The 21,551-nt window shown below is 41.8% G+C and carries 22 protein-coding genes and 1 pseudogene; 11 read left to right on the top strand and 12 right to left on the bottom strand.

Annotated features, from left to right (window positions below; genetic code table 11):
- Positions 1-30 precede the first annotated feature (30 nt).
- The 7 genes from hscB to trmJ form a co-directional block, all read right to left on the bottom strand.
- Positions 31-555, bottom strand: a complete 525-nt coding sequence (hscB, locus tag IEY40_RS13385; RefSeq protein WP_188956967.1) for a co-chaperone HscB — start codon at positions 553-555, stop codon at positions 31-33.
- 49 nt (positions 556-604) lie between these two features.
- On the bottom strand, positions 605-928 hold the full coding sequence (gene iscA / locus IEY40_RS13380; RefSeq protein ID WP_160054300.1) for an iron-sulfur cluster assembly protein IscA: 324 nt from the start codon (positions 926-928) through the stop codon (positions 605-607).
- 14 nt (positions 929-942) lie between these two features.
- Positions 943-1,326 carry a Fe-S cluster assembly scaffold IscU gene (gene iscU / locus IEY40_RS13375; RefSeq protein ID WP_137221296.1) on the bottom strand — a complete coding sequence of 128 codons (384 nt, stop codon included), beginning with the start codon at positions 1,324-1,326 and terminating at the stop codon, positions 943-945.
- Between the two features lie 32 nt (positions 1,327-1,358).
- Positions 1,359-2,573 (bottom strand): IscS subfamily cysteine desulfurase, encoded by a 1,215-nt coding sequence (locus tag IEY40_RS13370; RefSeq protein ID WP_188956965.1) that lies wholly within the window; start codon positions 2,571-2,573, stop codon positions 1,359-1,361.
- 79 nt (positions 2,574-2,652) lie between these two features.
- Entirely contained in the window at positions 2,653-3,114 is a 462-nt protein-coding gene (gene iscR / locus IEY40_RS13365; RefSeq protein ID WP_188956963.1) for a Fe-S cluster assembly transcriptional regulator IscR, read from the bottom strand.
- A 229-nt stretch (positions 3,115-3,343) separates the two neighbouring features.
- The gene (gene cysE, locus IEY40_RS13360) at positions 3,344-4,165 is read right to left on the bottom strand and encodes a serine O-acetyltransferase (RefSeq protein WP_188956961.1); all 822 of its coding nucleotides are present in this window, start codon (positions 4,163-4,165) and stop codon (positions 3,344-3,346) included.
- A 23-nt stretch (positions 4,166-4,188) separates the two neighbouring features.
- A complete protein-coding gene (trmJ, locus tag IEY40_RS13355; RefSeq protein WP_188956959.1) occupies positions 4,189-4,905 on the bottom strand; it encodes a tRNA (cytosine(32)/uridine(32)-2'-O)-methyltransferase TrmJ in 717 nt (238 codons plus the stop codon).
- A 150-nt stretch (positions 4,906-5,055) separates the two neighbouring features.
- On the opposite strand from trmJ, the gene suhB reads away from it, so the two are divergent.
- The 9 genes from suhB (at position 5,056) to IEY40_RS13310 (ending at position 12,570) form a co-directional block, all read left to right on the top strand.
- Complete coding sequence (suhB, locus tag IEY40_RS13350) at positions 5,056-5,859, top strand: inositol-1-monophosphatase (protein ID WP_188956958.1); 804 nt, start codon at positions 5,056-5,058, stop codon at positions 5,857-5,859.
- Positions 5,860-6,019: 160 nt separating this feature from the next.
- Entirely contained in the window at positions 6,020-6,430 is a 411-nt protein-coding gene (locus tag IEY40_RS13345; RefSeq protein ID WP_188956956.1) for a phosphate-starvation-inducible protein PsiE, read from the top strand.
- A 136-nt stretch (positions 6,431-6,566) separates the two neighbouring features.
- A complete protein-coding gene (locus IEY40_RS13340) occupies positions 6,567-6,869 on the top strand; it encodes a PilZ domain-containing protein (protein WP_188956954.1) in 303 nt (100 codons plus the stop codon).
- A gap of 106 nt (positions 6,870-6,975) precedes the next feature.
- A complete protein-coding gene (locus IEY40_RS13335; RefSeq protein WP_188956952.1) occupies positions 6,976-7,644 on the top strand; it encodes an AAA family ATPase in 669 nt (222 codons plus the stop codon).
- A complete protein-coding gene (locus tag IEY40_RS13330) occupies positions 7,631-7,975 on the top strand; it encodes a replication protein RepA (RefSeq protein WP_188956950.1) in 345 nt (114 codons plus the stop codon). Before IEY40_RS13335 ends, IEY40_RS13330 begins: the two co-directional genes overlap by 14 nt.
- Positions 7,976-8,090: 115 nt before the next feature.
- The gene (locus IEY40_RS13325) at positions 8,091-9,767 is read left to right on the top strand and encodes a sensor histidine kinase (protein WP_188956948.1); all 1,677 of its coding nucleotides are present in this window, start codon (positions 8,091-8,093) and stop codon (positions 9,765-9,767) included.
- Positions 9,764-10,474 (top strand): two-component system response regulator BtsR, encoded by a 711-nt coding sequence (btsR, locus tag IEY40_RS13320; RefSeq protein ID WP_188956946.1) that lies wholly within the window; start codon positions 9,764-9,766, stop codon positions 10,472-10,474. The genes IEY40_RS13325 and btsR overlap by 4 nt, the downstream gene beginning before the upstream one ends.
- Positions 10,475-10,635: 161 nt before the next feature.
- Positions 10,636-12,096 (top strand): carbon starvation CstA family protein, encoded by a 1,461-nt coding sequence (locus tag IEY40_RS13315; protein ID WP_188956944.1) that lies wholly within the window; start codon positions 10,636-10,638, stop codon positions 12,094-12,096.
- A gap of 108 nt (positions 12,097-12,204) precedes the next feature.
- Positions 12,205-12,570: a VF530 family protein gene (locus IEY40_RS13310; RefSeq protein WP_188956942.1), complete on the top strand. Its 366-nt coding sequence runs from the start codon at positions 12,205-12,207 to the stop codon at positions 12,568-12,570.
- A 117-nt stretch (positions 12,571-12,687) separates the two neighbouring features.
- Here IEY40_RS13310 and IEY40_RS13305 read toward each other — a convergent pair whose 3' ends face one another.
- The 3 genes from IEY40_RS13305 to IEY40_RS13295 are packed head-to-tail and all read right to left on the bottom strand — an operon-like array spanning position 12,688 to position 14,610.
- Entirely contained in the window at positions 12,688-13,554 is an 867-nt protein-coding gene (locus tag IEY40_RS13305; RefSeq protein ID WP_229777105.1) for a hypothetical protein, read from the bottom strand.
- Positions 13,555-13,607: 53 nt separating this feature from the next.
- Entirely contained in the window at positions 13,608-14,216 is a 609-nt protein-coding gene (gene ribA / locus IEY40_RS13300; RefSeq protein ID WP_188956938.1) for a GTP cyclohydrolase II, read from the bottom strand.
- 37 nt (positions 14,217-14,253) lie between these two features.
- Positions 14,254-14,610 (bottom strand): YibL family ribosome-associated protein, encoded by a 357-nt coding sequence (locus tag IEY40_RS13295; RefSeq protein WP_188956936.1) that lies wholly within the window; start codon positions 14,608-14,610, stop codon positions 14,254-14,256.
- A gap of 363 nt (positions 14,611-14,973) precedes the next feature.
- On the opposite strand from IEY40_RS13295, the gene IEY40_RS13290 reads away from it, so the two are divergent.
- A complete protein-coding gene (locus tag IEY40_RS13290; protein ID WP_188956934.1) occupies positions 14,974-17,424 on the top strand; it encodes a TonB-dependent receptor in 2,451 nt (816 codons plus the stop codon).
- Between the two features lie 137 nt (positions 17,425-17,561).
- Positions 17,562-18,799 (top strand): annotated as a pseudogene (locus IEY40_RS13285) (NADH:flavin oxidoreductase/NADH oxidase family protein).
- 40 nt (positions 18,800-18,839) lie between these two features.
- Here IEY40_RS13285 and nrdG read toward each other — a convergent pair.
- Positions 18,840-19,304, bottom strand: a complete 465-nt coding sequence (nrdG, locus tag IEY40_RS13280; protein WP_188956932.1) for an anaerobic ribonucleoside-triphosphate reductase-activating protein — start codon at positions 19,302-19,304, stop codon at positions 18,840-18,842.
- Entirely contained in the window at positions 19,304-21,421 is a 2,118-nt protein-coding gene (gene nrdD, locus IEY40_RS13275; protein WP_188956931.1) for an anaerobic ribonucleoside-triphosphate reductase, read from the bottom strand. The genes nrdG and nrdD overlap by 1 nt, the downstream gene beginning before the upstream one ends.
- Positions 21,422-21,551 lie beyond the last annotated feature (130 nt).

Below are 21,551 nucleotides of genomic sequence, written 5' to 3'. Positions count from 1 at the left end.
CTAACCATAAAATTTGAATGTACTGATTCATTAATCCAGTAAGCCATCTTCAATACGGGCCAATTCGTCTTGCAATTTTGCCATAAACTTTAGCTTACGAATTTGATCTGCAGCCAATAATGCATCAGCTTCTTCACTAGAGGCGAGTAACGAGGTTAATTTAGTCGACAACGTCGATTCAAATTCGCCAAAAGAGTCGTATAACTCGTCAATTAGGTCTTGAGGTGCATTACTGTGCTGAATATCTTCTAACGCTTCACGCCACTCCATTTGTTGCATTAAAAATGCACCATCTTTAAGTGTGGTGGTTTCGTGACTTAATTCAATACCACGTAAGCTCAACATATGTTCAGCACGACGTAAGGGATTTTTTAAAGTTTGATAACCATCATTAACTTGCGAAGTACGCTGAACCGACAGCAATTTTTGTTGCTCGGTATCGTTGGCAAATTTATCGGGATGAACCGCCCTTTGCAGTTCGCGGTAGCGCTCTGCAAGTAAGGCGGTGTCGATATCAAAGGCAGGTTCTAGATTGAACAGATCGAAATAATTCATGGGCAGATATCATGCTTACTGTTTTCGATAAAACGGCTAAGGTGAATAATTAAACGGTAAAACTCTCACCGCAACCACACTCACCTTTTGCATTTGGGTTATTGAACTGGAAGCCTTCATTAAGGCCTTCTTTGACAAAATCCAGTTCAATACCTTGCAAATAGATGAAGCTTTTAGCATCGATAATAATATTCACACCATCGATAGTATAAAGCTCATCATCGTCATTGAGTTCATCAACAAACTCAATGACGTATGCCATACCTGAACAACCCGATGTTCTCAATCCAAGGCGTAAACCTAAGCCTTTACCACGGTTAGCAAGAAACGATCTTACTCGGTCTGCCGCCGCAGGTGTCATTGAAATAGCCATCTAAACTCCAGGTATTACTTAGCTTGTTTGCTTTTATACTCTTCAATTGCCGCTTTAATGGCATCTTCTGCCAAAATTGAACAATGAATCTTAACTGGTGGCAATGCTAATTCTTCAGCAATATCAGCATTTTTGATGGTTGCTGCTTCGTCAACACTTTTGCCTTTAACCCATTCAGTTACGAGTGAGCTTGATGCAATTGCGCTGCCACAACCGTAGGTTTTGAATTTTGCATCTTCAATAATGCCATCGGCATTAATTTTAAGTTGCAGCTTCATTACGTCACCACATGCGGGTGCACCAACCATTCCAGTGACTACTGATGGATCGTTTTTGTCAAATGAACCTACGTTACGTGGGTTTTCATAATGATCGATTACTTTTTCGCTATAAGCCATGATACTGCTCCAAAATCTTTGTCGTTATACGATTAATGATGTGCCCATTGAACCTGATTAAGGTCAATACCATCTTTGAACATCTCCCATAGAGGAGACATTTCACGTAACTTATCAATTGATTCAGTTATCGTTTTGATAGAGTGTTCAATTTCTTCATCGGTAGTAAAGCGGCCAAGAGAGAAACGAATTGAGCTATGTGCCATTTCATCATTTAGACCTAAAGCACGTAATACGTAGCTTGGCTCTAAACTGGCTGATGTACATGCAGAACCTGAAGAAACTGCTAGGTCTTTCAGTGCCATCATTAACGATTCACCTTCAACAAAGTTGAAGCTCACGTTAAAGATGCCGCTATAGCGTTGTTCCATATCACCGTTGATATATGTTTCTTCGATGTGCTTGATACCGTTCCATAATTTGTCACGAAGACGAGTTATGCGTGCGCTATCTTCTGCCATATCTTGCTTAGCCACTGCAGCAGCTTCGCCCAAGCCCACAATCTGATGCGTCGCTAATGTACCACTGCGCATACCACGCTCATGCCCACCACCGTGCATTTGTGATTCAAGACGAATACGAGGCTTACGGCGGACATATAACGCGCCGATGCCTTTAGGACCGTACATCTTGTGACCAGAAATCGAAATTAAATCGACTTTAGTTGCTTGTACGTCAATAGGAAGTTTACCCGCGCTTTGCGCAGCATCCATGTGGAAGAAAACACCTTTTGAACGACATAACTCACCTATAGCATTAATGTCATGAATCACACCAATTTCGTTGTTAACATGCATGATGCTAACCAAAATAGTGTCATCACGCATAGCCGCTTCTAAGCGTTCCATCGGAATAATGCCGTTGGCTTCTGGCTCGAGGTAAGTCACTTCATAACCTTCACGCTCTAACTGGCGACAAGTATCTAATGTCGCTTTATGTTCAGTTTTGCTGGTGATGATGTGCTTGCCCTTTTTGTGATAAAAATGAGCAATGCCTTTAATAGCAAGGTTACTTGACTCTGTCGCACCCGAAGTGAAGACGATTTCGCGGTGATCAGCATTAATTAAATCAGCAACTTGATTACGGGCGACATCAACCGCCTCTTCTGCCTGCCAACCATAACGATGTGAACGCGATGCTGGGTTACCGAACACACCGTCCATTGTCATGTGTTGCATCATTTTTTCTGCGACACGCGGATCTACAGGGGTTGTTGCGGCATAATCTAAATAGATAGGAAGCTTCATAACACACTCCGTACTTAGCAGTCTCAGATGAGGCTACATACAACGTACAAATAATTATTTATCAATCAACATAGCTGAGTTACAAACTCACTCTATGTTCCTTTTGCATTTCGTCTTGCTTTAGCGAGATAAATTGTACATCTCGTTTTTGCATTAAGCCTGCAAGCGAAATACCATCTAAAAACTCAGAAATTTGTTTACTTAAGTCACCCCATAACGAATGGGTAAGGCAACGAGTACCACTTTGGCAGTTACCTTGTCCTTGACAACGAGTAGCGTCTACAGATTCATCAACGGCATGCACGACCATACCTACTGAAATATCGATGGCTTCAAGGCCTAAACGATAACCGCCACCTGGTCCACGAACACTCGACACTAGACCATGTTTACGTAACTTTGCGAAGAGTTGTTCAAGATAAGACAAAGAGATTCCTTGTCTTTCAGAAATATCGGCTAAAGGCACTGGACCAGAAGCTGAGTGAATAGCAACATCTAACATAGCTGTCACTGCATAGCGACCTTTTGATGTAAGTTTCATAACTTGTACTGCTCCCAAAAAGTATGCAGTAATTTCATCATACCCGACTAATTTAGTCAAGTATTAATCCTACTAATTTACTCAGGTATTAAGGTATTTCTTATAACAAAAGGTTTCATTTTCGCGGGGCTATTTAACCTTTTTATCCGCAAAAATTCAATGCCGACAAGGCAATTAATCGCAATATCGGCTATTTTCTTGACTTGTATCTACAAGTACTTAGCTATCACTAAATACTTGGGTCAAACTTATCTATATCTTGTATACGATTACTTGCCGCATTTCGTTCAGCTTCATCAAATGCATCAACATTTAACTCTGGCAACTTTTTGGTACACACATCACCACCAAGTTGCTGGATAGCTTGGCACAACTCTTGGACTTTTGAATCCATTAAATGCATGTGATCAAGCATTTGACCTATTGCATTTGCAACAGGATCTGGATTGTCTGGTGATACCGCATAGGCGTCAAAACCATATTTTTTAGCCATTTCTGTTCGGCGTTCTGTTTTCTCTTTTGACTGATTAGTCGGTGTAGCTACTACGCGGCCAGGTATACCGACTACAGTATTGTCAGTCGCAACATCTTTTACCACAACAGAATTAGACCCCACACGGGCACCATCATGCATGGTAATAGGGCCTAATATTTTAGCACCTGCACCAATTACGACGTTATTGCCTAAAGTAGGATGACGTTTACCTGGCTGCCAAGTGGTTCCGCCCAAGGTAACGCTATGATAAAGCGTGCAATCATCGCCAATTTCGGCTGTTTCACCAATAACAACGCCCATACCATGGTCAATAAAGAAACGTCGGCCTATTGTTGCGCCGGGATGAATCTCAACCCCAGTTAACCAACGCGAAAAGGTCGATAAACACCGCGCGGTAAAACGCCAATTAGCACGCCAAAGTTTATGACTAATACGGTGGATCCAAATTGCATGCATACCGGGATAGTTAAATATAATCTCGAGGGTACTGTTTGCAGCTGGATCGCGATGATAAATCGACTCGATGTCTTCTTTAATTCTAGCAATGACGCCCATGGTGTGTTCCTTACGGATTAATCTTATTTATCCATTTTCTTGTCAATGGAAGTCAAAATGCCACGAAGAATATTCATCTCAGGGGCTTCAATACGCGCGCGAGTGTACAAGCGACGTAACTTTGTCATTACTTGACCAGGGTGATTTTTGATCACAAAACCCGTTTTAGATAATGTTGACTCTAAATGCACAAAGAATCTTTCTAACTCAACCGTTAATGGATACGCTTCTGTTTCTGGCGCTGCTTCAGTTTGCGCCAAATGTGCAACGCGAGTTTCATAACAAATGATTTGAACAGCTTGAGCTAAATTTAACGAGCTGTATTCTGGATTTGCAGGAATAGCCACATGATAAGTACATTGCTGCAACTCCTCATTACTCAGCCCGTGATTCTCACGGCCAAATACAATAGCTACAGGGCCAGTAAGACTTTCTTGAGTCAGTTTTTGACCCGCTTCGCGTGGGTCTAGCATCGGCCAATCTAATGTGCGGCTACGCGCACTGGTTGCTATCACTAAACTGCAATCGGCAATCGCTTCTTGTAAGGAGTCGACCGTAGTGAGATTTTTTAAGATATCAGATGCACCAGCAGCAAGCGCAATAGATTGACCATCAGGTTCGGTACGCGGCTCTGCAAGATATAAATTAGATAAACCCATGGTTTTCATCGCTCTGGCGGTAGAGCCAATGTTACCAGGGTGGGATGTTCCAACTAAAACAACACGAATATTACTGAGCATGAACGACTTTCTTTTGACAAAAAATATTGCCCATATATTAACACAGTCGTTGTTTATTACGTTATATGAAAATCTGCATTTGATATAATCTCTAAATTAAGTATAATGCGGGCGCTATTTTACTCGTTCTTTAACATCCAGGGGATTGCAATGCATCCGATGCTGACTATTGCCACGCGCGCTGCACGCGCTGCGGGCCAAACTATTATGCGCGCCTATACTGAACTTGACCGTGTTGAGGTTAGTAGTAAAGGTATTAATGATTTTGTGACTAGTGTAGACAAGGAAGCAGAAGCAACTATTACTTATCAAATTCGTAAATCTTACCCAGATCACACTATCGTGGGCGAAGAGGACGGTGAAAACCGTGGCGACAACAAAGATTACGTTTGGATAGTTGATCCTTTGGATGGCACTAACAACTTCGTTCGTGGTATTCCTCATTTTGCAGTTTCTATCGCAGTTCAATATAAAGGCAAAATTGAAGTTGCCGTTATTTATGATCCTGTTCGCGAAGAACTCTTCTCTGCCGTGCGCGGTAAAGGCGCTAAGCTAAACGATTTCCGTTTACGTGTGACCAATGTTAACGACCTAAGCAATACCATGATTGGTACTGGTTTTCCTTTCAAGGCTCGCCAACACACTGACACCTACATGGCTATTTTAGCAGAAGTCTTCCCGCTGTGTGCTGACTTACGTCGTACTGGTTCTGCTGCACTCGATCTAGCATACGTAGCTGCTGGCCGTTTAGATGGTTTCTTTGAAATTGGCCTAAAACCATGGGACATCGCTGCTGGCGACTTAATTTGCCGTGAAGCAGGTGGTACTGTCACTGACTTTATGGGTGCTCACAATTACATGACATCTGGTAACATTGTTGCTGGTAGCCCTAAAGTAACTACACAATTAGTCAAAACCATGCGTCCGTTACTAAACGAAGGATTAAAGCGCTAAGCTTATCTCCCTCGACAAGACACTATTAAAAACCGCTATTGGCATTTATCGCTATTAGCGGTTTTTTTGTCTTTGAATTTGCTAAAGTTGAACCGGATCACTGGGCAAATTATCGAAACTCGTCGATAATGCAGCTTCATTTGCTTACAGAATAACAACTATGCCATTACATAAAGCTAAAGACTTAAGCATTAAATCCTTAAAGAGCATTGAACACTTAGTCTTATTTATAATTGCTCTAGCGACTTTATTTGCCATCGGCGAAGAAATCCTCCACATGATCGCTATTCGCACCGTTGAATTAGCAGACTTACTCTTGCTGTTTATTTACCTCGAAGTACTTGCGATGGTGGTTAACTATATCGAATCGGGAAAGCTGCCAATTCGAATGCCGTTATATATTGCTATCGTAGCGTTAGCGCGTTACCTCATCTTAGATATGAAGGCGATGGAAGACTGGCGTATTTTAGCCATATCAGTATCCACCATAGTATTGGCGTGTACTGTTATTGTTATCCGATGGGGTCAGTTAAAAATGCCCTACCCTAAAAACCAGGATTACGATAATTAGTAGCTAATAAATTAAAAGATCTCAGTCTTAACTCCGTGTTAGCGCTTGCTTAACAAAGTAATTGTGCTAACAATAAAGCTAATAGTAACAATACACCCCCATTAATTCAGTGTTTTGATTTTCAAGGAGCGACAGTATGGGCCAAGAGCCAACAGGATTTGATGAAAAACGTAGTTCACTCAGAGTTGATATGGAAGCTGAACGGGTACGTTTAGATTGGATAAACGCCCAGGGAGAGTCTTGCCAAGACTATGGGGTATGCATCGATTTAGCTCGTAAAGGCATATTGTTAGATTTTAAAACAGCTTTTAAACTCGGCGATCTTATCGCGATTACCTTCAACGAAAACACAACTAAGCAAAATACCATTAAAGGCCAGGTGTGTCGTTGTTCGCAATGCTCAGCGCAGAGTTTCCACATTGCACTGCAATTAATTTAAATCATTGAATATTCCATGCAGTCTGAATGGGCTGCTCTATACTCAATAGATAAACCGAATCACCCATTTGCGGCGTGACACAACGTTAAGCATAGAGGAACGAAACATGATATTGCTCGTTGGTGGAGAAAAAGGTGGCAGCGGAAAAAGCTGTTTAGCGCAAAACCTTGCGGTATATATAACCCAAAAATTCGATGCCAATGTGTTGATGGTAGATTGTGATCCCCAGCGCACCACATCAGACTGGATCCAAGCTCGCAACAATGACCCGAGCTTAAAAGCGATTAATTGTATTCAACTTTATGGTAAAATTCGTAATGACTTGTTGAGTCTTGATGAACGCTTTGACTATGTTATTGTCGATTGTGGCGGCCAAGATAACCTCGCTATGCGTGCCGCTATGTCAGTTGCCACTTATGTTGTTATTCCATTAAGACCCAAACGTCGTGATTTAAAAACATTACCTCACATGGAAGACATGCTTAGCACCTGTAAAATGGTTAACCCCAAAATGGTCGCTGCTATTGTGATTACTCAATGCCCTGCACTACCATCACAAGGCAAGCGTATTCTAGAAGCCAAAGAAGTCGTGCAATCATTTGGATTACGAGCGCTAGATTCGGTCACCTTTAGCCGAAATCTTTACGACGATAGCGAAGAAAGTGGCTCGTCTGTTCTCGAAATCGAACCCGATGGTAAAGCTGCCGATGAAATTCGCGCCATTGCTGATGAGCTTTTTGCTATACCACCAGAAAATCGTTATGAGTTTAACTGATCTCAAACGTAAAAAAACCAAAGACACCCGCAAAAAGGTGTCTGTGGATGACTTTATTGAAGATGCAAATAACTATGCATTAGGTAAAACTGCTGGGCAAACTGCACCGAGCCAAACTACGGCTCAGTTTCTCAAAGGGCTCGATAAAAAGAGCACTAAAATCTACCGTCATGCGACATTTACTCTTACTGAAAAAAGCATTTCACAACTTGATGAAATAGCTAAAACCACCAAAGTGGCCAAGTCTAAAATCCTCAGAGTCCTGATAGATGAGTTTTATCAGCAACATGACAACGATCAATTAACCATATTGAGTAAGTCGTCACGTTAACAGCACTTCATTTCCCTTACTATTATTCACGCATTCTAATTTAGATTCAGATTCAACTCCGCAACTCTAATTGGGTATGCAATATCTATCTAATATCACTAATTTGTGAGAAGCCATGTCATTGATTTTATTACTCACGCAACAAATGTGCGTATACCTAGTTATTGTCTACCTTGTAAGCAAAACACCGTTGTTTAAATTCTTTGCAGAAGGTTCAAAGCGCCTGCCGCACAAAGTTTTTATCTATGTTGTATTCTCACTTTTTTGTATTATGGCGACCTATTTCGGAGAACAAACTACCGGTGCGATTGCAAATACTCGTGCTATGGGAGCGGTACTCGGCGGATTATTAGGTGGCCCTGTGACCGGATTTTTTGTTGGTCTAACCGGTGGGTTACATCGTTATTCAATGGGCGGGTTTACCGATATTGCCTGCGCGATCTCGACAACCCTTGAAGGTCTATCTGCAGGTTTAGTCAGTTACTATCTTAAAAAGGCAGGTCAATCTGAGTCGGTATACACACCGTCTAAAGTTTTTATGCTCACATTTTGTGCTGAGCTGATGCAAATGAGTTTGATTTTATTATTCGCCAAACCTTTTGATCAAGCTTGGGCCTTAGTTTATGTTATTGCGCCACCAATGTTACTCATTAATTCACTTGGTGCTGCAATGTTTATGAGTATCGTTCGTGACCAAAAGGCCATGTTCGACAAGTTATCTTCGAGCTTTTCAACTAATGCGCTGAAAATTGCTGAACGCAGTGTTGGCATTTTATCGAAAGGGTTTAATGAAGAGTCGAGCCAAAAAGTAGCGAAAATTATTATTGAAGAGACTCGCGTTGGTGCGGTTGCGATTACCGATTGTCATAAATTATTGGCTTTTATTGGGATTGGCGCCGACCATCATCTGCCCAATACACCGATATCCTCCCAAATCACCTTAGATGCCATTGCTCAAAACAAAGTCATGTTTGCCGATGGTGTGGACACCACTTATGCCTGCTCGATATCAAATCATTGTAATCTTGGCTCAAGTTTAGTGATACCACTGCGCAGTAACGACGAAGTCGTCGGCACCATTAAATTGTATGAGCCAAAAAATAAGTTATTTTTAAATATCAATCGCACTCTAGGTGAAGGTATTGCACGGCTACTCTCAAACCAAATTTTATATGGCCGCTTTGAACAACAAAAAAGCTTATTAATGCAAGCCGAAATTAAATTACTCCACGCTCAGGTTAACCCACACTTTTTATTTAATGCCTTAAATACCATTGGTGCGATTATTAGTCGCGACCCGCCCATGGCAAAAAAGTTGATTAAACAGTTATCGCAATTCTTACGAATCAACCTCACCCGTACCACAGGCCTAGTCACCTTAGGCGATGAGCTAGAACATATCGATGCTTATCTGGCCATTGAGCATGCACGATTTATCGACAAGCTTAATGTCAGCATCACCATACCGACTATTTATCATCATCACAAAATGCCCGCATTTACTTTGCAACCATTGATCGAGAATGCGGTAAAACATGGCACATCATTAATGCTTGACGAAGGTGTAATTAAAGTAAACGCTAAAGTTGAAGGCAATGACTTATTGCTCAGTGTTACCGACAACGCAGGCCTATACCAACCCTCAATAAACACCGAAGGACTAGGCATGAACCTAGTACATAAGCGCTTGCAAAACCTCTTTGGAGAACACTACGGTATCGAGGTACATAGCCAAGCTGATGAGTTTACCTGTGTCAGTGTGCGCATTCCGCTTGAAGAGGCAACCTTATGATCCGCTGTTTAATTATTGACGATGAGCCTTTTGCCCGCCAAGAAGTGGCAGACCTTCTGGAAAAACACGCAGACATTGAAGTACTGGCTCAATGTGGTAATGCGATAGAAGCGTTACAGCACATTAATCGATTAAAACCTGACCTGATATTTGTTGATATCCAAATGCCACGGATAAATGGAATGGAATTAATTGCTATGCTGAACCCAGAACAGATGCCTCGGGCAGTATTTATCACCGCCTTTGACGAATATGCAGTAAAGGCATTTGACAATAATGCTTTTGATTATTTATTGAAACCCATAGATGAAAACCGCTTTAATCAAACTTTAGATAAAGTTAGAACCAATATAGCACCTCAACTTTTAGCACCAATTTTACCTAAACAATTAGCACATTTACCCTGCTACAGCGGCAGTAAGCTTAAAGTGATTACAACAGCTGATGTGGAGTTTATCGTCAGTGATGTGGGCGGTATCCATGTTCATTGTCGTAATGGCTTTAGTCATACACACTTAACACTCAAAGTGCTCGAAGAAAAAACCGCGTTATTTCGCTGCCATAAGCAATATCTCATCTCACCTGATGCAATATCTGAAATAGAAATAACCGACACTGGGGCAGATGTCACCACTCACAGCGGTGCTAAAGTGCCCGTTTCGCGCCGCTATCTTAAAGAACTAAAGCAATTATTAGGCTTTCAATAGTCTTTTAATGCGTGACATTAAGCACGTTTTGCCAAGGGTAAAACACTTCAACTGCCTTATTTACCACTTAACCAGCTAATTGAACCCGTTACCGAGTTTGACCCCTATTAAACACAGAAATGCCTTAAAGTTGCATTACTATATTTATGGGGAGATATAAAATGACTTGGTTTCTACTCTGCGTTGGTTTACTCATTGGTGGGTATTTTATTTACGGGGCTTTTGTCGAAAAGGTATTCGGCATTAACACTCAACGACAAACACCTGCTTTTACTCAGACTGATGGCGTCGATTTCGTGCCCATGTCTAAAGGTAAGGTCTATTTAATTCAATTATTGAACATTGCGGGTGTGGGCCCAATTTTCGGCCCCATTTTAGGTGCGTTATATGGCCCCGCAGCAATGTTATGGATTGTATTTGGTTGTATTTTTGCAGGTGCAGTGCACGATTACTTTTCAGGCATGTTGTCGGTTCGTAATAACGGCCAATCAGTGCCTAACCTAGCGGGTAAGTATTTAGGTAAAAGCGCTAAACACTTTATGAATCTGTTTGCGATTATCTTATTACTGCTCGTCGGTGTGGTATTTATCTCTGCTCCAGCAGGTTTACTTAGCAAATTAACCGGTTTTGATGTTGCCATATTTGTTGGCATTATTTTCTTCTACTACCTTATTGCTACCATTGTACCAATCGATAAAATTATCGGTCGTTTTTACCCTTTCTTTGGCGCGCTATTAGTCTTTATGTCTCTTGGCTTAACCATCGCATTAATGCTATCAACTGAACACACGATGTTACCTGGTTTTGAAATAGGTGACTTCTTTACCAACCTTAATCCTAATGACATGCCATTATGGCCTGCACTCTTCATCACCATCGCTTGTGGTGCCGTATCAGGGTTCCATGCAACACAGTCACCATTAATGGCACGTTGTGTTGAAAACGAAGAAAACGGTCGCTTTGTGTTTTTTGGCGCCATGATTGGTGAAGGTGTTATCGCACTGATTTGGTGTGCTATTGCATTGTCATTCTTTGGTGGTGTTGAAGGCCTTAATGCTGGTATGGCGGGCAACCCAGCCAACGTAGTGTATGAAGCATCAAACGGGTTACTTGGCGCATTTGGTGGCTTCTTAGCAATCCTTGGGGTTATTGTACTACCTATTACCTCAGGTGATACCGCGTTTCGCTCCGCTCGCTTAATCTTGGCTGAGTTCTTTAACATCAAACAAGTGGCACTGCCTAAACGCCTCTTGCTAGCGCTACCCTTGTTTGCCATCGGTGCAATATTAACTCAAGTCGACTTCGGTATTATTTGGCGATACTTTGGTGTCGCTAACCAAACCACCGCAGTATTAATGCTTTGGACCGCAGCGGCATATTTGCTACGTCATAATAAGTTCCACTGGATTTGCACAGTTCCGGCGATGTTTATGACCTGTGTGGTAATTAGCTTCATGCTTAATTCATCTACTTTAGGTGCTGGCTTACCGATGACAGTATCAACTGTGGCAGGTATGGTAACCACAGCAATTATTGCGGCTCTGATTATCATTAAGACCAAAGGTAAAGGTGATATTGATTCAGATGATGAAGACAGCATCAGTTTAGCAAACGAACAATAATATTCACTTCATCATAAAACGGCAGCCAAGGCTGCCGTTTTTGCATTGATATATCTTTGATAATAATGTGGGTATAATATTGGCAAATTTAATTAGCTCGTACGGTCCATGACACAAGTAAACAACCCACTTCACGGCATAAAGCTAGAAACTATTGTTACCGAACTGGTTGAAAAATACGGTTGGGAAGAACTCGGTTCAAGAATCAATATCCAATGTTTTAAAGACAATCCGAGTGTAAAATCGAGCTTAAAATTTTTACGTAAAACACAGTGGGCACGTGACAAAGTTGAATACTTGTATCTTAAAGCAAACAAGTTACCTTTACCGCCCCCCAAAGATGACTCTCGCAGACCCGCGCCTAAGCCTCAACATGCTGCAACTAAAAAGCCTCAAGCTGTTAAAGCCAAAACCAGCGAACAAACTGATACACCGGGTAAGCCCATTAATGCCGACATTTGGGGCAACGGATAATCTATAAACAAAAAAAGTGCTGAATATTCAGCACTTTTTTATCTTTTAGGTTTATATTATTGATATTTTGCTGTTTAAGTGCGGCTTGTTTAACTCACATGGCAGTAAAAAAACAGTCTACAAAGGAAATTCAAAAATCAAACGCCATACTTTTAAGCCTCCGCCGACTTGATAACTTAACCCTATATGATCAATTTCAACACTGTCTAAGCCAATAGCCGAAAAATTAATGGGTTTAGAAAAAGCCAAGGTTGAACCAACTTCATAAGTATATGACGTTAAAACATTTTTACCGACAGGCGAGACAAACTTTAGTTGGTTAAAATACCAGTGCCCTGCGACAAACAATCTGGGTTCTACCCGGATATCATCCCATTGCCAATCGTAATTCAAAGCAAAATCGACACCGGTTTTTAGTACAGAATACCCCTCAGTACTGTCGTTTTGATTACTCTTATAGCCCGCGTAGTAAAGACGATTAACCCAAACAGGGCTATAAGCAGCAGAGCCGAAACGATACAAACTAGACAAACCAGTAGAGTAAATGCCGACATGACTATGGGTAGAAAAATTATGGCCGTATCCCAAATCCACATATGATTCTAACGTCAATTGGTCGTCCACCAGCCAATGATATTCTATGCCAGGGGTAAGAGTTAGTGTACCAACGCTTTTAGGAAAACTGCCGCCAGGTAAGTCATTAAAAGAGTAGTCAAAAAAACCCAATGATGCCGTTAAGCGTAATTTTAAAAGGTGCTCGTCTGACTCTTCAAGATCAAAGCCTAATGGAATATTTACCACAGCAGCACTTTGGCCAGAGGTGCGATAAATACCGCTGCCTAAATAATTAGCAAAAGCGTAGTGTGAGGCATCAGGTTCAGAGGTAATCTCTTCAGCGACAGCATAATGGTTTGTAAAGATGGAAGGTAAAATGAGTAAAACAAGCAAAGTTAAACGTAAAAAACGACACGATGATAAACCCACAAGACTATGATGTCGCCTTTGATTTATCACCATATCGTTATTATTCGATCTGCTTATTCGTTGTTAAAATGGTATTCAGACATCATATGACCAAGTTCAGTTGATTTGGTCTTTAAATATGATTCATTATACCGATTTTTGCCCACTTGCAGTGGAATACGCTCAGAGACTTCAATCCCTGCATTTTGCATCGCCATCACTTTACGTGGGTTATTGGTCATCAGGTTGACTTTCTCTACACCAATTTGTTTTAGCATAGGTAAAATCATATCGTATTTACGCATATCCGCTTCAAAGCCTAAACGCTCATTTGCTTCTACAGTATTGGCTCCGGCATCTTGTAATTCGTAAGCACGAATTTTATTCAATAAACCAATACCACGACCTTCTTGACGAAGGTACAGCAAAAAACCTTGACCTTTTTCTGCAATACTCTGCATCGCGGCCTGCAATTGAAACCCACAATCACAACGTAAACTGAATAATGCATCACCAGTTAGGCATTCTGAATGAATACGGCCTAGCATAGCTTGTGTGGGATCAAGTTGACCAAATGTCAACGCAACGTGTTCTTTACCTGTCGCGATTTCTTCAAAACCGTGCATGTCAAAAACACCCCAAGGAGTGGGTAATTTAGATGTTGCGATATATTTTATCGACATGAATTAACCTTACGACAACTAACTGTAAAAGAAAATATTAAAACTTAGCAGGAGCAAAACCAGTCACTTCTTTAATGCCCATTTCGCGGCCTAATGCCGTTAACGGATGCACAACAACCAAACCTTTAACAGACTTATTCAATTTGCCCATATCAGCTTGTTCAGCTTTAGTTAATGCACGCTTAAAGCCAAGCGTTTTTAATGCCGAACCTTCTTTACTTAACTCACGTGTTTGCTGGCCTTTAGTGCTTGCAATACGTTTAGTTACAGTGGCGATCTCTTTCTTAAACTGCATGATAACCGTGGCATCACCACGTTGTTCAGCCGCGGCTAATTTGCGACGAAACTTGTCTAACTTATCATTTAATGTTTGCAGTTCTTGCTTTAAATTCATTTGGTTACCTTAAATACTTTGGTGTGTTATTGAATAGGCTACTCAGTTGTATACCTCACAACACCTTTTCGGACGCAGATTATATACCCAAACCCACCTAATATGCGACAACCAAACACGGCATATATGAGTCAGCCAACAACTTTATACCTCTGGAATGTAATGTTAGGCAATGATTTTGAATCATACCAACACCCTGAAACCTCCTTTTTGTTTACCTAGCGCTTATTCTACAACCAAAACGAATAAACATTGTGCACTCAACCGCTATCGTGAACATTTTAATCACATTTAAATATAAACCTCATTGCAATCTTTATGATAATCATTATCATTCGCATAAAATCATTCAAGGTATCCATTATGACATCACTACGATTATCCCTACTTGCTCTTGCATGCCAAAGTGTTTTGTTTCCTGTATACGCTCAAGATTCAACAGCAACAGAGCAAAAACTAGCGACCCAAGCATCATCAACTGATTATGAGCGCATTACCGTATACGGTCGCCAAAACCAAGTGGTAATGAATTCAGGCCTTGCTACCAAATCAGATATGTCGCTGATGGAAACCCCTGCTGCGGTAGTGATTGTTGACGAAGCATTAATCGATGCGCAAGGCGTCAGCAACATGCAAGACTTAATTCGTAACATCAGTGGTGTTACCCAAGCAGGAAACAACTACGGTATTGGTGACAACCTTGTCATTCGAGGCCTAGGTGCAAACTACACCTATGACGGCATGTATGGCGGCGCAGGATTAGGCAATACTTTTAACCCGACCCGCTCACTCACTAACGTCAGTTCTGTCGAAGTGCTAAAAGGCCCAGCTACCGGTTTATACGGAATGGGAAGCGCTGGCGGCGTAATGAATTTAATTGAAAAGAAGCCAGAGTTTGAAAGTAAGCATGTTATGGAAGCCGAAGTCGGTCAATGGGACACCTACTCATTTATGGCCGATAGCACAGGTGCTGTTACTGACGATGTCGCCTATCGTGTGGTGGCTAAAAGTGCCCGCAGTGACGGATATCGTGACCTCGGGACCGACCGCGATGAAGTTTACGGCTCGTTAAAGTTTGTGTTAAACGACAACCAAAATCTAATGCTATCGACAGCTTATATAAACGACTCCATTCCTGTTGATTCCATTGGCCATCCTATCCGTATTTATAATGCGGCTTCAGTCGATGGCAAAACGGCAGACCAAGTAAGTTGGCAAGATTTGGTTAATGATCCCACCAGCAATGGTGTACAACTCACCGATGAACAACGCCAACAACTGGCTAATTCGCTGAGCGCATCTGATGGCCAAACACCTTATGACTTTGGCCACAATGGGTTAATTTCGCCTATGGCTAAAGATAACGAAGGTGAAGAACTTCGCTTCAAACTGACCCACAATATTTACTTAACAGATAACCTGTTTTTAAACCAACAATTGCAATATCGTAATTATGAAACCAGTTTTGCTCGCCAAACAGGCGCGTATAATTATGTGTATTGGGAACGAAATGGCATCATTAACCAAAACCCACGCGCACCACTGGTTGAGGATGAAGTGTTATATCCTTATGCCGCTCGTCGTCAGGAGTATCGTAAAGTCTCAGCAGATGAACAATCTTGGCAATACTTTGCAGACTTACGTTACGACTTTGACATCGGCAATATCGAAAACGAATTATTGGTCAATGCTAACTTTGAAGACCGCACCATTCGCTTTAAACAATACTCGATTTGGGACGCCGATTACGTATTGAAAGACAGCAATGGCGATGTATCTTATCAAGGTACCCTGCCATACATTTACGATATTCGTAACCCAAACTGGGCCGAAGGTGATTTTGAAGATTACGATCCATTACTGACCAGTAATTATAATAAAACCGTCACAGCATGGGGCTTGGGTGTACAACATGTCGGATACCTTGGTGCAGGCTTTACCAGTCGCATTGGAGTGGCGTTTAATGAAATTAAGCAAACCTATGAACATCTGGGTGTTGATTCTCGTTATAGCTCAAGCTTAGCTGAGCCTCAACCAGAAGCGGACACAACAGATAATGGGATTACTTTCAACCTTGGCTTAACGTATATGCCAACGGACGATGTCTCTATTTTCGTTAACCACTCCAAAGGTCGTACCGCTTATAGCGTGTTAGGTGATGTCACAGGCAATGAAGCCGACCGTGAAGACTCAGAATCAGTCAGTAACGACCTAGGTGTTCGTTTCAAAGCGTTTGATGATCAACTATTAGCCTCATTAGTCTTTTTTAAATCATCTCGGACTAATATTGCCTACAGTAACCCTGACTATGACAGCAGTGCGGTAACATCCACAATAGACCCGTATTTTTACGACGGTAGTGAAGACACCAAAGGTGTCGAGTTAGACTTAAACGCCAATTTAAATGAACAGTGGAAAGTGAATGTTAATGGCGTATACCAAGATGCTCGCGACAATCAAAATCCTAATAGTACTGATTATGGTCAGCACCAAAAAGGCGTGCCATACCTTACCGCAAGTGCTTGGGTGACTTATGCCGCAGAGCTTAATTTACCTGCGCCAGTGTCGGTGAGCTTAGGGGCAGAATATGTTGGTGAGCGCAGTACCAACTCAAGCTCTTTTGGTATTCCAGACGGTTATGTGCCTAGTTACACCATATTTGACACAGCCATCAGCTATGATGTGGAACGTTATAAAATACAGCTCAATATTAATAACTTACTTAACAAGTCATACTACGAAAAAGCCATGTTCTTAGGCGGTTTACCAGGCGAAGAACGTAATGCTAAGTTAACGGTAACCTACCGTATTTAATTAAAACAACTCAAAACACTGCCTGCACGTTATCGTGTTTGGCAGTGTTTTTGTTTGGGCGGTATTACTTTATGATAACGGACATTAATTATTAAAGAGGGATAAACTCATCCACCTTCTTTTAAGGACAGCATTCAATGCCCAACAATTTGTTTAGCTCATATACCCTGCCTAACGGTGGCATTATCCCTAATCGCATTGCCAAGGCAGCCATGGAAGAAAACCTCGCCAATGCAAAACAACAACCAGATGCGGCTTTATTTGCACTTTACGATGCATGGGCAAAAGGTGGTGTGGGTTTAATGATAACCGGTAATGTGATGGTGGACCGTTATGCTATGACAGGTCCTGGCGGCGTGGTATTACAGGTCGATAGTGATTTAGCTCCTTTTACACAGTGGGCCAACATTGCTAAGCAAAAACAAGCCCGAGTGTGGATGCAAATCAACCACCCTGGCAGACAAGTATTTAAAGCCATGGGCGGTAAAAACCTTGCACCATCGGCGATAGCATTAGATTTAGGCAAGCATTCATCAATGTTTTCACAGCCTAAAGCCATGACAAATGAAGATATAGCAGATGTGATGACTCGCTTTGTGACCACTGCGAGTTTGGCTCAACAAGCAGGCTTTGATGGCGTCCAAATCCATGCAGCACACGGTTATTTGTTGGCTCAATTCTTATCGCCGCTCACTAATAAGCGCAGCGATGAATGGGGCGGAAGTCTTGAAAATCGCGCTGCATTATTACTTGAAATAGTAAAACAAGTTAAGCAGCGTTGTGGAGATAAATTTGATGTCGCGGTTAAGCTTAATTCAGCTGACTTTCAACGTGGTGGTTTTGATATTGATGATGCCGAGAAAGTCATTAACCTATTGGCACACTATAATATCGATATGGTTGAGTTATCTGGCGGCAGTTATGAAGCACCAGCAATGCAAGGCCGAAGCGCCGATGAGCGCACCCTAGCCCGTGAAGCATACTTTTTAACGTTGACAGAACAATTGGTGAGTCGAACGCCCATTCCATTAATGTTAACTGGAGGCATTAGGCGTAAAGCCGTTGCCGAGCAAGTGCTCGATGCAGGCTTTGAATTATGTGGTATTGCCAGTGCACTGGCATTTTACCCTTCATTGACAAACCTATGGGAAAGTCAGCCCGACTTTACTCCACAGTTACCCAGAGTAGACTGGCAAAGTAAACCTTTGGCGGGATTAGCAACTATGGCCATCATTAAACGTCAGTTAAGACGCATGAGCCAGGGACATGCGTCTTAACTGACGATTCACCAGCATGGAGCTTACTGGTCGATCAATTTAAAACCAAACAACGCACTAGGCGTTATCGCAAGTTGCTTGGGATAACGCAGGGCTGAGCTGTTACCTCGGTTAATTTATAACTAAGTGGAACTAAAGCTAAGTAAAACGATGAACTATCTGGTTACTGCTTCCGCGCCATAATAGCGCGGGATCAGCTTTGTCTTGCTCAAACTTACCGTCGATCAACACATCAATCAATGCTATTACCGCTTGTTGCGCCTCGCTCAATTCTGCAAGCTGATAACCACTCCACAACCAAATATCTTTATCTGGGCATTCTCGCCTAACCCGTTTAACTAAATGAAGTATGGTTTCAACATTAACAGGATGCAGAGGATCGCCACCGCTTAATGTTAAACCTCGGCGTTTTATGCGGTCATCATTTAAGTCTGCAATAATTTGATCTTCAAGCGCTTGAATATATAAATGACCGGCATCAGGCCTCCAGGTGCTCTGGTTATAACACCCTTTACATGCATGATCACACCCACTAACAAATAATGTACAGCGGGTGCCCTCGCCGTTGATAACATCAACACTGTGGTAAGCACTGTAATGCATTACAAATGTTTCACTCTGCGTTTAACTTCTTCTTGTTTACCAAAGTTAAATGGTCTTGCATCTGGACTGCCTAAATAGCCACATACACGGCGAGTCACCGACACACGACTAGGCTCATGATTGCCACATTTAGGACATACAAAACCTTTACTGGTACAATTAAACTCACCAATAAAGCCGCAATCGTAGCACTCGTCAATCGGGGTGTTAGTGCCGTAATAAGGCACTCTGCTGTAACTGTAATCCCACACGTTTTCTAATGCTTCGATATTATGTTGCATATTCGGATATTCGCCGTAGCAAATAAAACCGCCATTAGCGATTGCTGGATAAGGTTGTTCAAAATCAATCTTATCGAATGGATTAACTTTTTTCTCTACATCTAAGTGGAAGCTATTGGTGTAATACCCTTTGTCAGTCACGCCAGCAACCACACCAAACTGAGCAGTATCAAGTTGACAAAAACGACTGCATAAATTCTCGCTTGGGGTGCTATATAAACTAAAGCCATAACCGGTTTCTTGTTTCCAAGATTCAGTAGCTTGCTTTAAGCGACTGATAATAGCCACCGCTTTATCGCGAAGTGCTGCATCGTCAAACACATGCTTGTCATGACCATATATAGCATTAATGGTTTCATGCAAACCAATAAAGCCTAATGAAATTGACGCGCGACCATTTTTAAAGATTTCGCTCACATCATCATCCGCTTTTAAGCGAACACCACATGCACCTTCCATATAAAGTATCGGCGCAACACGGGCTTTAACGCCTTCTAAACGAGCAATGCGAGTATCGAGCGCTTTACGGGCGATTAATAAGCGTTTTTCAAGTAGTTGATAAAAACGTTGTTCATCATTACCCGCTTCTAAGGCGATTCGCGGTAAGTTTAAACTCACTACGCCTAGATTATTACGCCCTTCATGCACTAGTTGACCATTTTCTTCATAGGCGCCCAAAAATGAGCGGCAACCCATTGGGGTTTTAAATGAGCCAGTGACTTTAACCACTTGATCATAATTTAAAATATCGGGATACATGCGCATGCTTGAACACGTTAGCGCCATTTTTTTAATGTCGTAATTAATATCTGTTGCTTTGTGGTTAACGCCATCTTTAATCGCAAACACCAATTTAGGGAATACTGCTGTTTTACGGTTTTTTCCCAAACCGGCCATGCGCACGGTAAGCATCGATTGTTGAATTAACCGCGATTCCCACGAGGTACCTAGCCCAAAACCAAAAGTCACAAAGGGTGTTTGGCCATTAGCGGTATGTAAGGTATTCACTTCATATTCTAAAGACTGAAAGGCATCGTGACATTCTTTCTCTGTTTGCGTCATAGCAAAGCCTTCTTCATCGGCTACCTGCCACTTTTTAGCCACAGCAAGGTGTTTTTGATAACTCTTTTGCACAAATTCAGCTAACACTTCATCAATACGATTGATCGTGGTACCGCCATAAATATGGCTCGCCACTTGGGCAATAATTTGCGCTGTTACTGCAGTCGCGGTAGAAATCGATTTAGGTGTGTCAATTTCAGCATTACCCATTTTAAAACCGTGTGTCAGCATGCCAGCTAAATCAATGAGCATGCAATTAAACATCGGGAAAAACGGCGCGTAATCTAAATCGTGATAATGAATTTCGCCTTTTTCATGGGCAGTGACCACATCTTTTGGTAACAAATGGGTTTTAGCATAATGTTTAGCCACAATACCGGCTAACAAGTCACGTTGAGTCGGAATAACCTTGGCGTCTTTATTGGCATTTTCGTTTAAAATTGCACTATCCGACTGCTCAACTAAACCCCGAATAGCACAATTTAGCTTACTTTGAGCTTCACGGTGTTTGTCGCGGTCATGGCGGTATTCAATATAATGACGAGCCACAGATTTGAATGGACCCGACATCAACAATACTTCAACAGCATCTTGTAATTCGTGAATGTCCACCTGATCTTTATCAGCCATTTGCAGCTTAACTGTTTGTGCCAGTTCAAGTGCATATTGGTGATCTGCTTGCCCCGCAGAATCCATTGCAGCGACTACCGCATCTTTAATACGACTCGCGTCAAACGCAGTACGGCATCCGTCCCTTTTCACCACAACAAGCATACAATTCACCTTTTTAAGATGCTGCAACAAACACCATATATCGGCGCAGCAGTATTAATAAACACTATATGCTGTGTATTAGGCGCTATATTGGGATAAGCTTCTTTGATCCAGATCATAAGAAAGCAGA

Source organism: Shewanella ulleungensis (assembly GCF_014648315.1).
Lineage (GTDB): Bacteria > Pseudomonadota > Gammaproteobacteria > Enterobacterales > Shewanellaceae > Shewanella > Shewanella ulleungensis.
The sequence above is the reverse complement of the archived record's forward strand: the minus strand, read 5'-3'. Positions and strand labels throughout refer to the sequence as shown.

Coding starts and splice junctions, on each gene's coding strand:
- hscB (WP_188956967.1), bottom strand. CDS start 555: ATGAATTATTTCGATCTGTTCAATCTAGAACCTGCCTTTGATATCGAC.
- iscA (WP_160054300.1), bottom strand. CDS start 928: ATGGCTATTTCAATGACACCTGCGGCGGCAGACCGAGTAAGATCGTTT.
- iscU (WP_137221296.1), bottom strand. CDS start 1,326: ATGGCTTATAGCGAAAAAGTAATCGATCATTATGAAAACCCACGTAAC.
- IEY40_RS13370 (WP_188956965.1), bottom strand. CDS start 2,573: ATGAAGCTTCCTATCTATTTAGATTATGCCGCAACAACCCCTGTAGAT.
- iscR (WP_188956963.1), bottom strand. CDS start 3,114: ATGAAACTTACATCAAAAGGTCGCTATGCAGTGACAGCTATGTTAGAT.
- cysE (WP_188956961.1), bottom strand. CDS start 4,165: ATGGGCGTCATTGCTAGAATTAAAGAAGACATCGAGTCGATTTATCAT.
- trmJ (WP_188956959.1), bottom strand. CDS start 4,905: ATGCTCAGTAATATTCGTGTTGTTTTAGTTGGAACATCCCACCCTGGT.
- suhB (WP_188956958.1), top strand. CDS start 5,056: ATGCATCCGATGCTGACTATTGCCACGCGCGCTGCACGCGCTGCGGGC.
- IEY40_RS13345 (WP_188956956.1), top strand. CDS start 6,020: ATGCCATTACATAAAGCTAAAGACTTAAGCATTAAATCCTTAAAGAGC.
- IEY40_RS13340 (WP_188956954.1), top strand. CDS start 6,567: ATGGGCCAAGAGCCAACAGGATTTGATGAAAAACGTAGTTCACTCAGA.
- IEY40_RS13335 (WP_188956952.1), top strand. CDS start 6,976: ATGATATTGCTCGTTGGTGGAGAAAAAGGTGGCAGCGGAAAAAGCTGT.
- IEY40_RS13330 (WP_188956950.1), top strand. CDS start 7,631: ATGAGTTTAACTGATCTCAAACGTAAAAAAACCAAAGACACCCGCAAA.
- IEY40_RS13325 (WP_188956948.1), top strand. CDS start 8,091: ATGTCATTGATTTTATTACTCACGCAACAAATGTGCGTATACCTAGTT.
- btsR (WP_188956946.1), top strand. CDS start 9,764: ATGATCCGCTGTTTAATTATTGACGATGAGCCTTTTGCCCGCCAAGAA.
- IEY40_RS13315 (WP_188956944.1), top strand. CDS start 10,636: ATGACTTGGTTTCTACTCTGCGTTGGTTTACTCATTGGTGGGTATTTT.
- IEY40_RS13310 (WP_188956942.1), top strand. CDS start 12,205: ATGACACAAGTAAACAACCCACTTCACGGCATAAAGCTAGAAACTATT.
- ribA (WP_188956938.1), bottom strand. CDS start 14,216: ATGTCGATAAAATATATCGCAACATCTAAATTACCCACTCCTTGGGGT.
- IEY40_RS13295 (WP_188956936.1), bottom strand. CDS start 14,610: ATGAATTTAAAGCAAGAACTGCAAACATTAAATGATAAGTTAGACAAG.
- IEY40_RS13290 (WP_188956934.1), top strand. CDS start 14,974: ATGACATCACTACGATTATCCCTACTTGCTCTTGCATGCCAAAGTGTT.
- nrdG (WP_188956932.1), bottom strand. CDS start 19,304: ATGCATTACAGTGCTTACCACAGTGTTGATGTTATCAACGGCGAGGGC.
- nrdD (WP_188956931.1), bottom strand. CDS start 21,421: ATGCTTGTTGTGGTGAAAAGGGACGGATGCCGTACTGCGTTTGACGCG.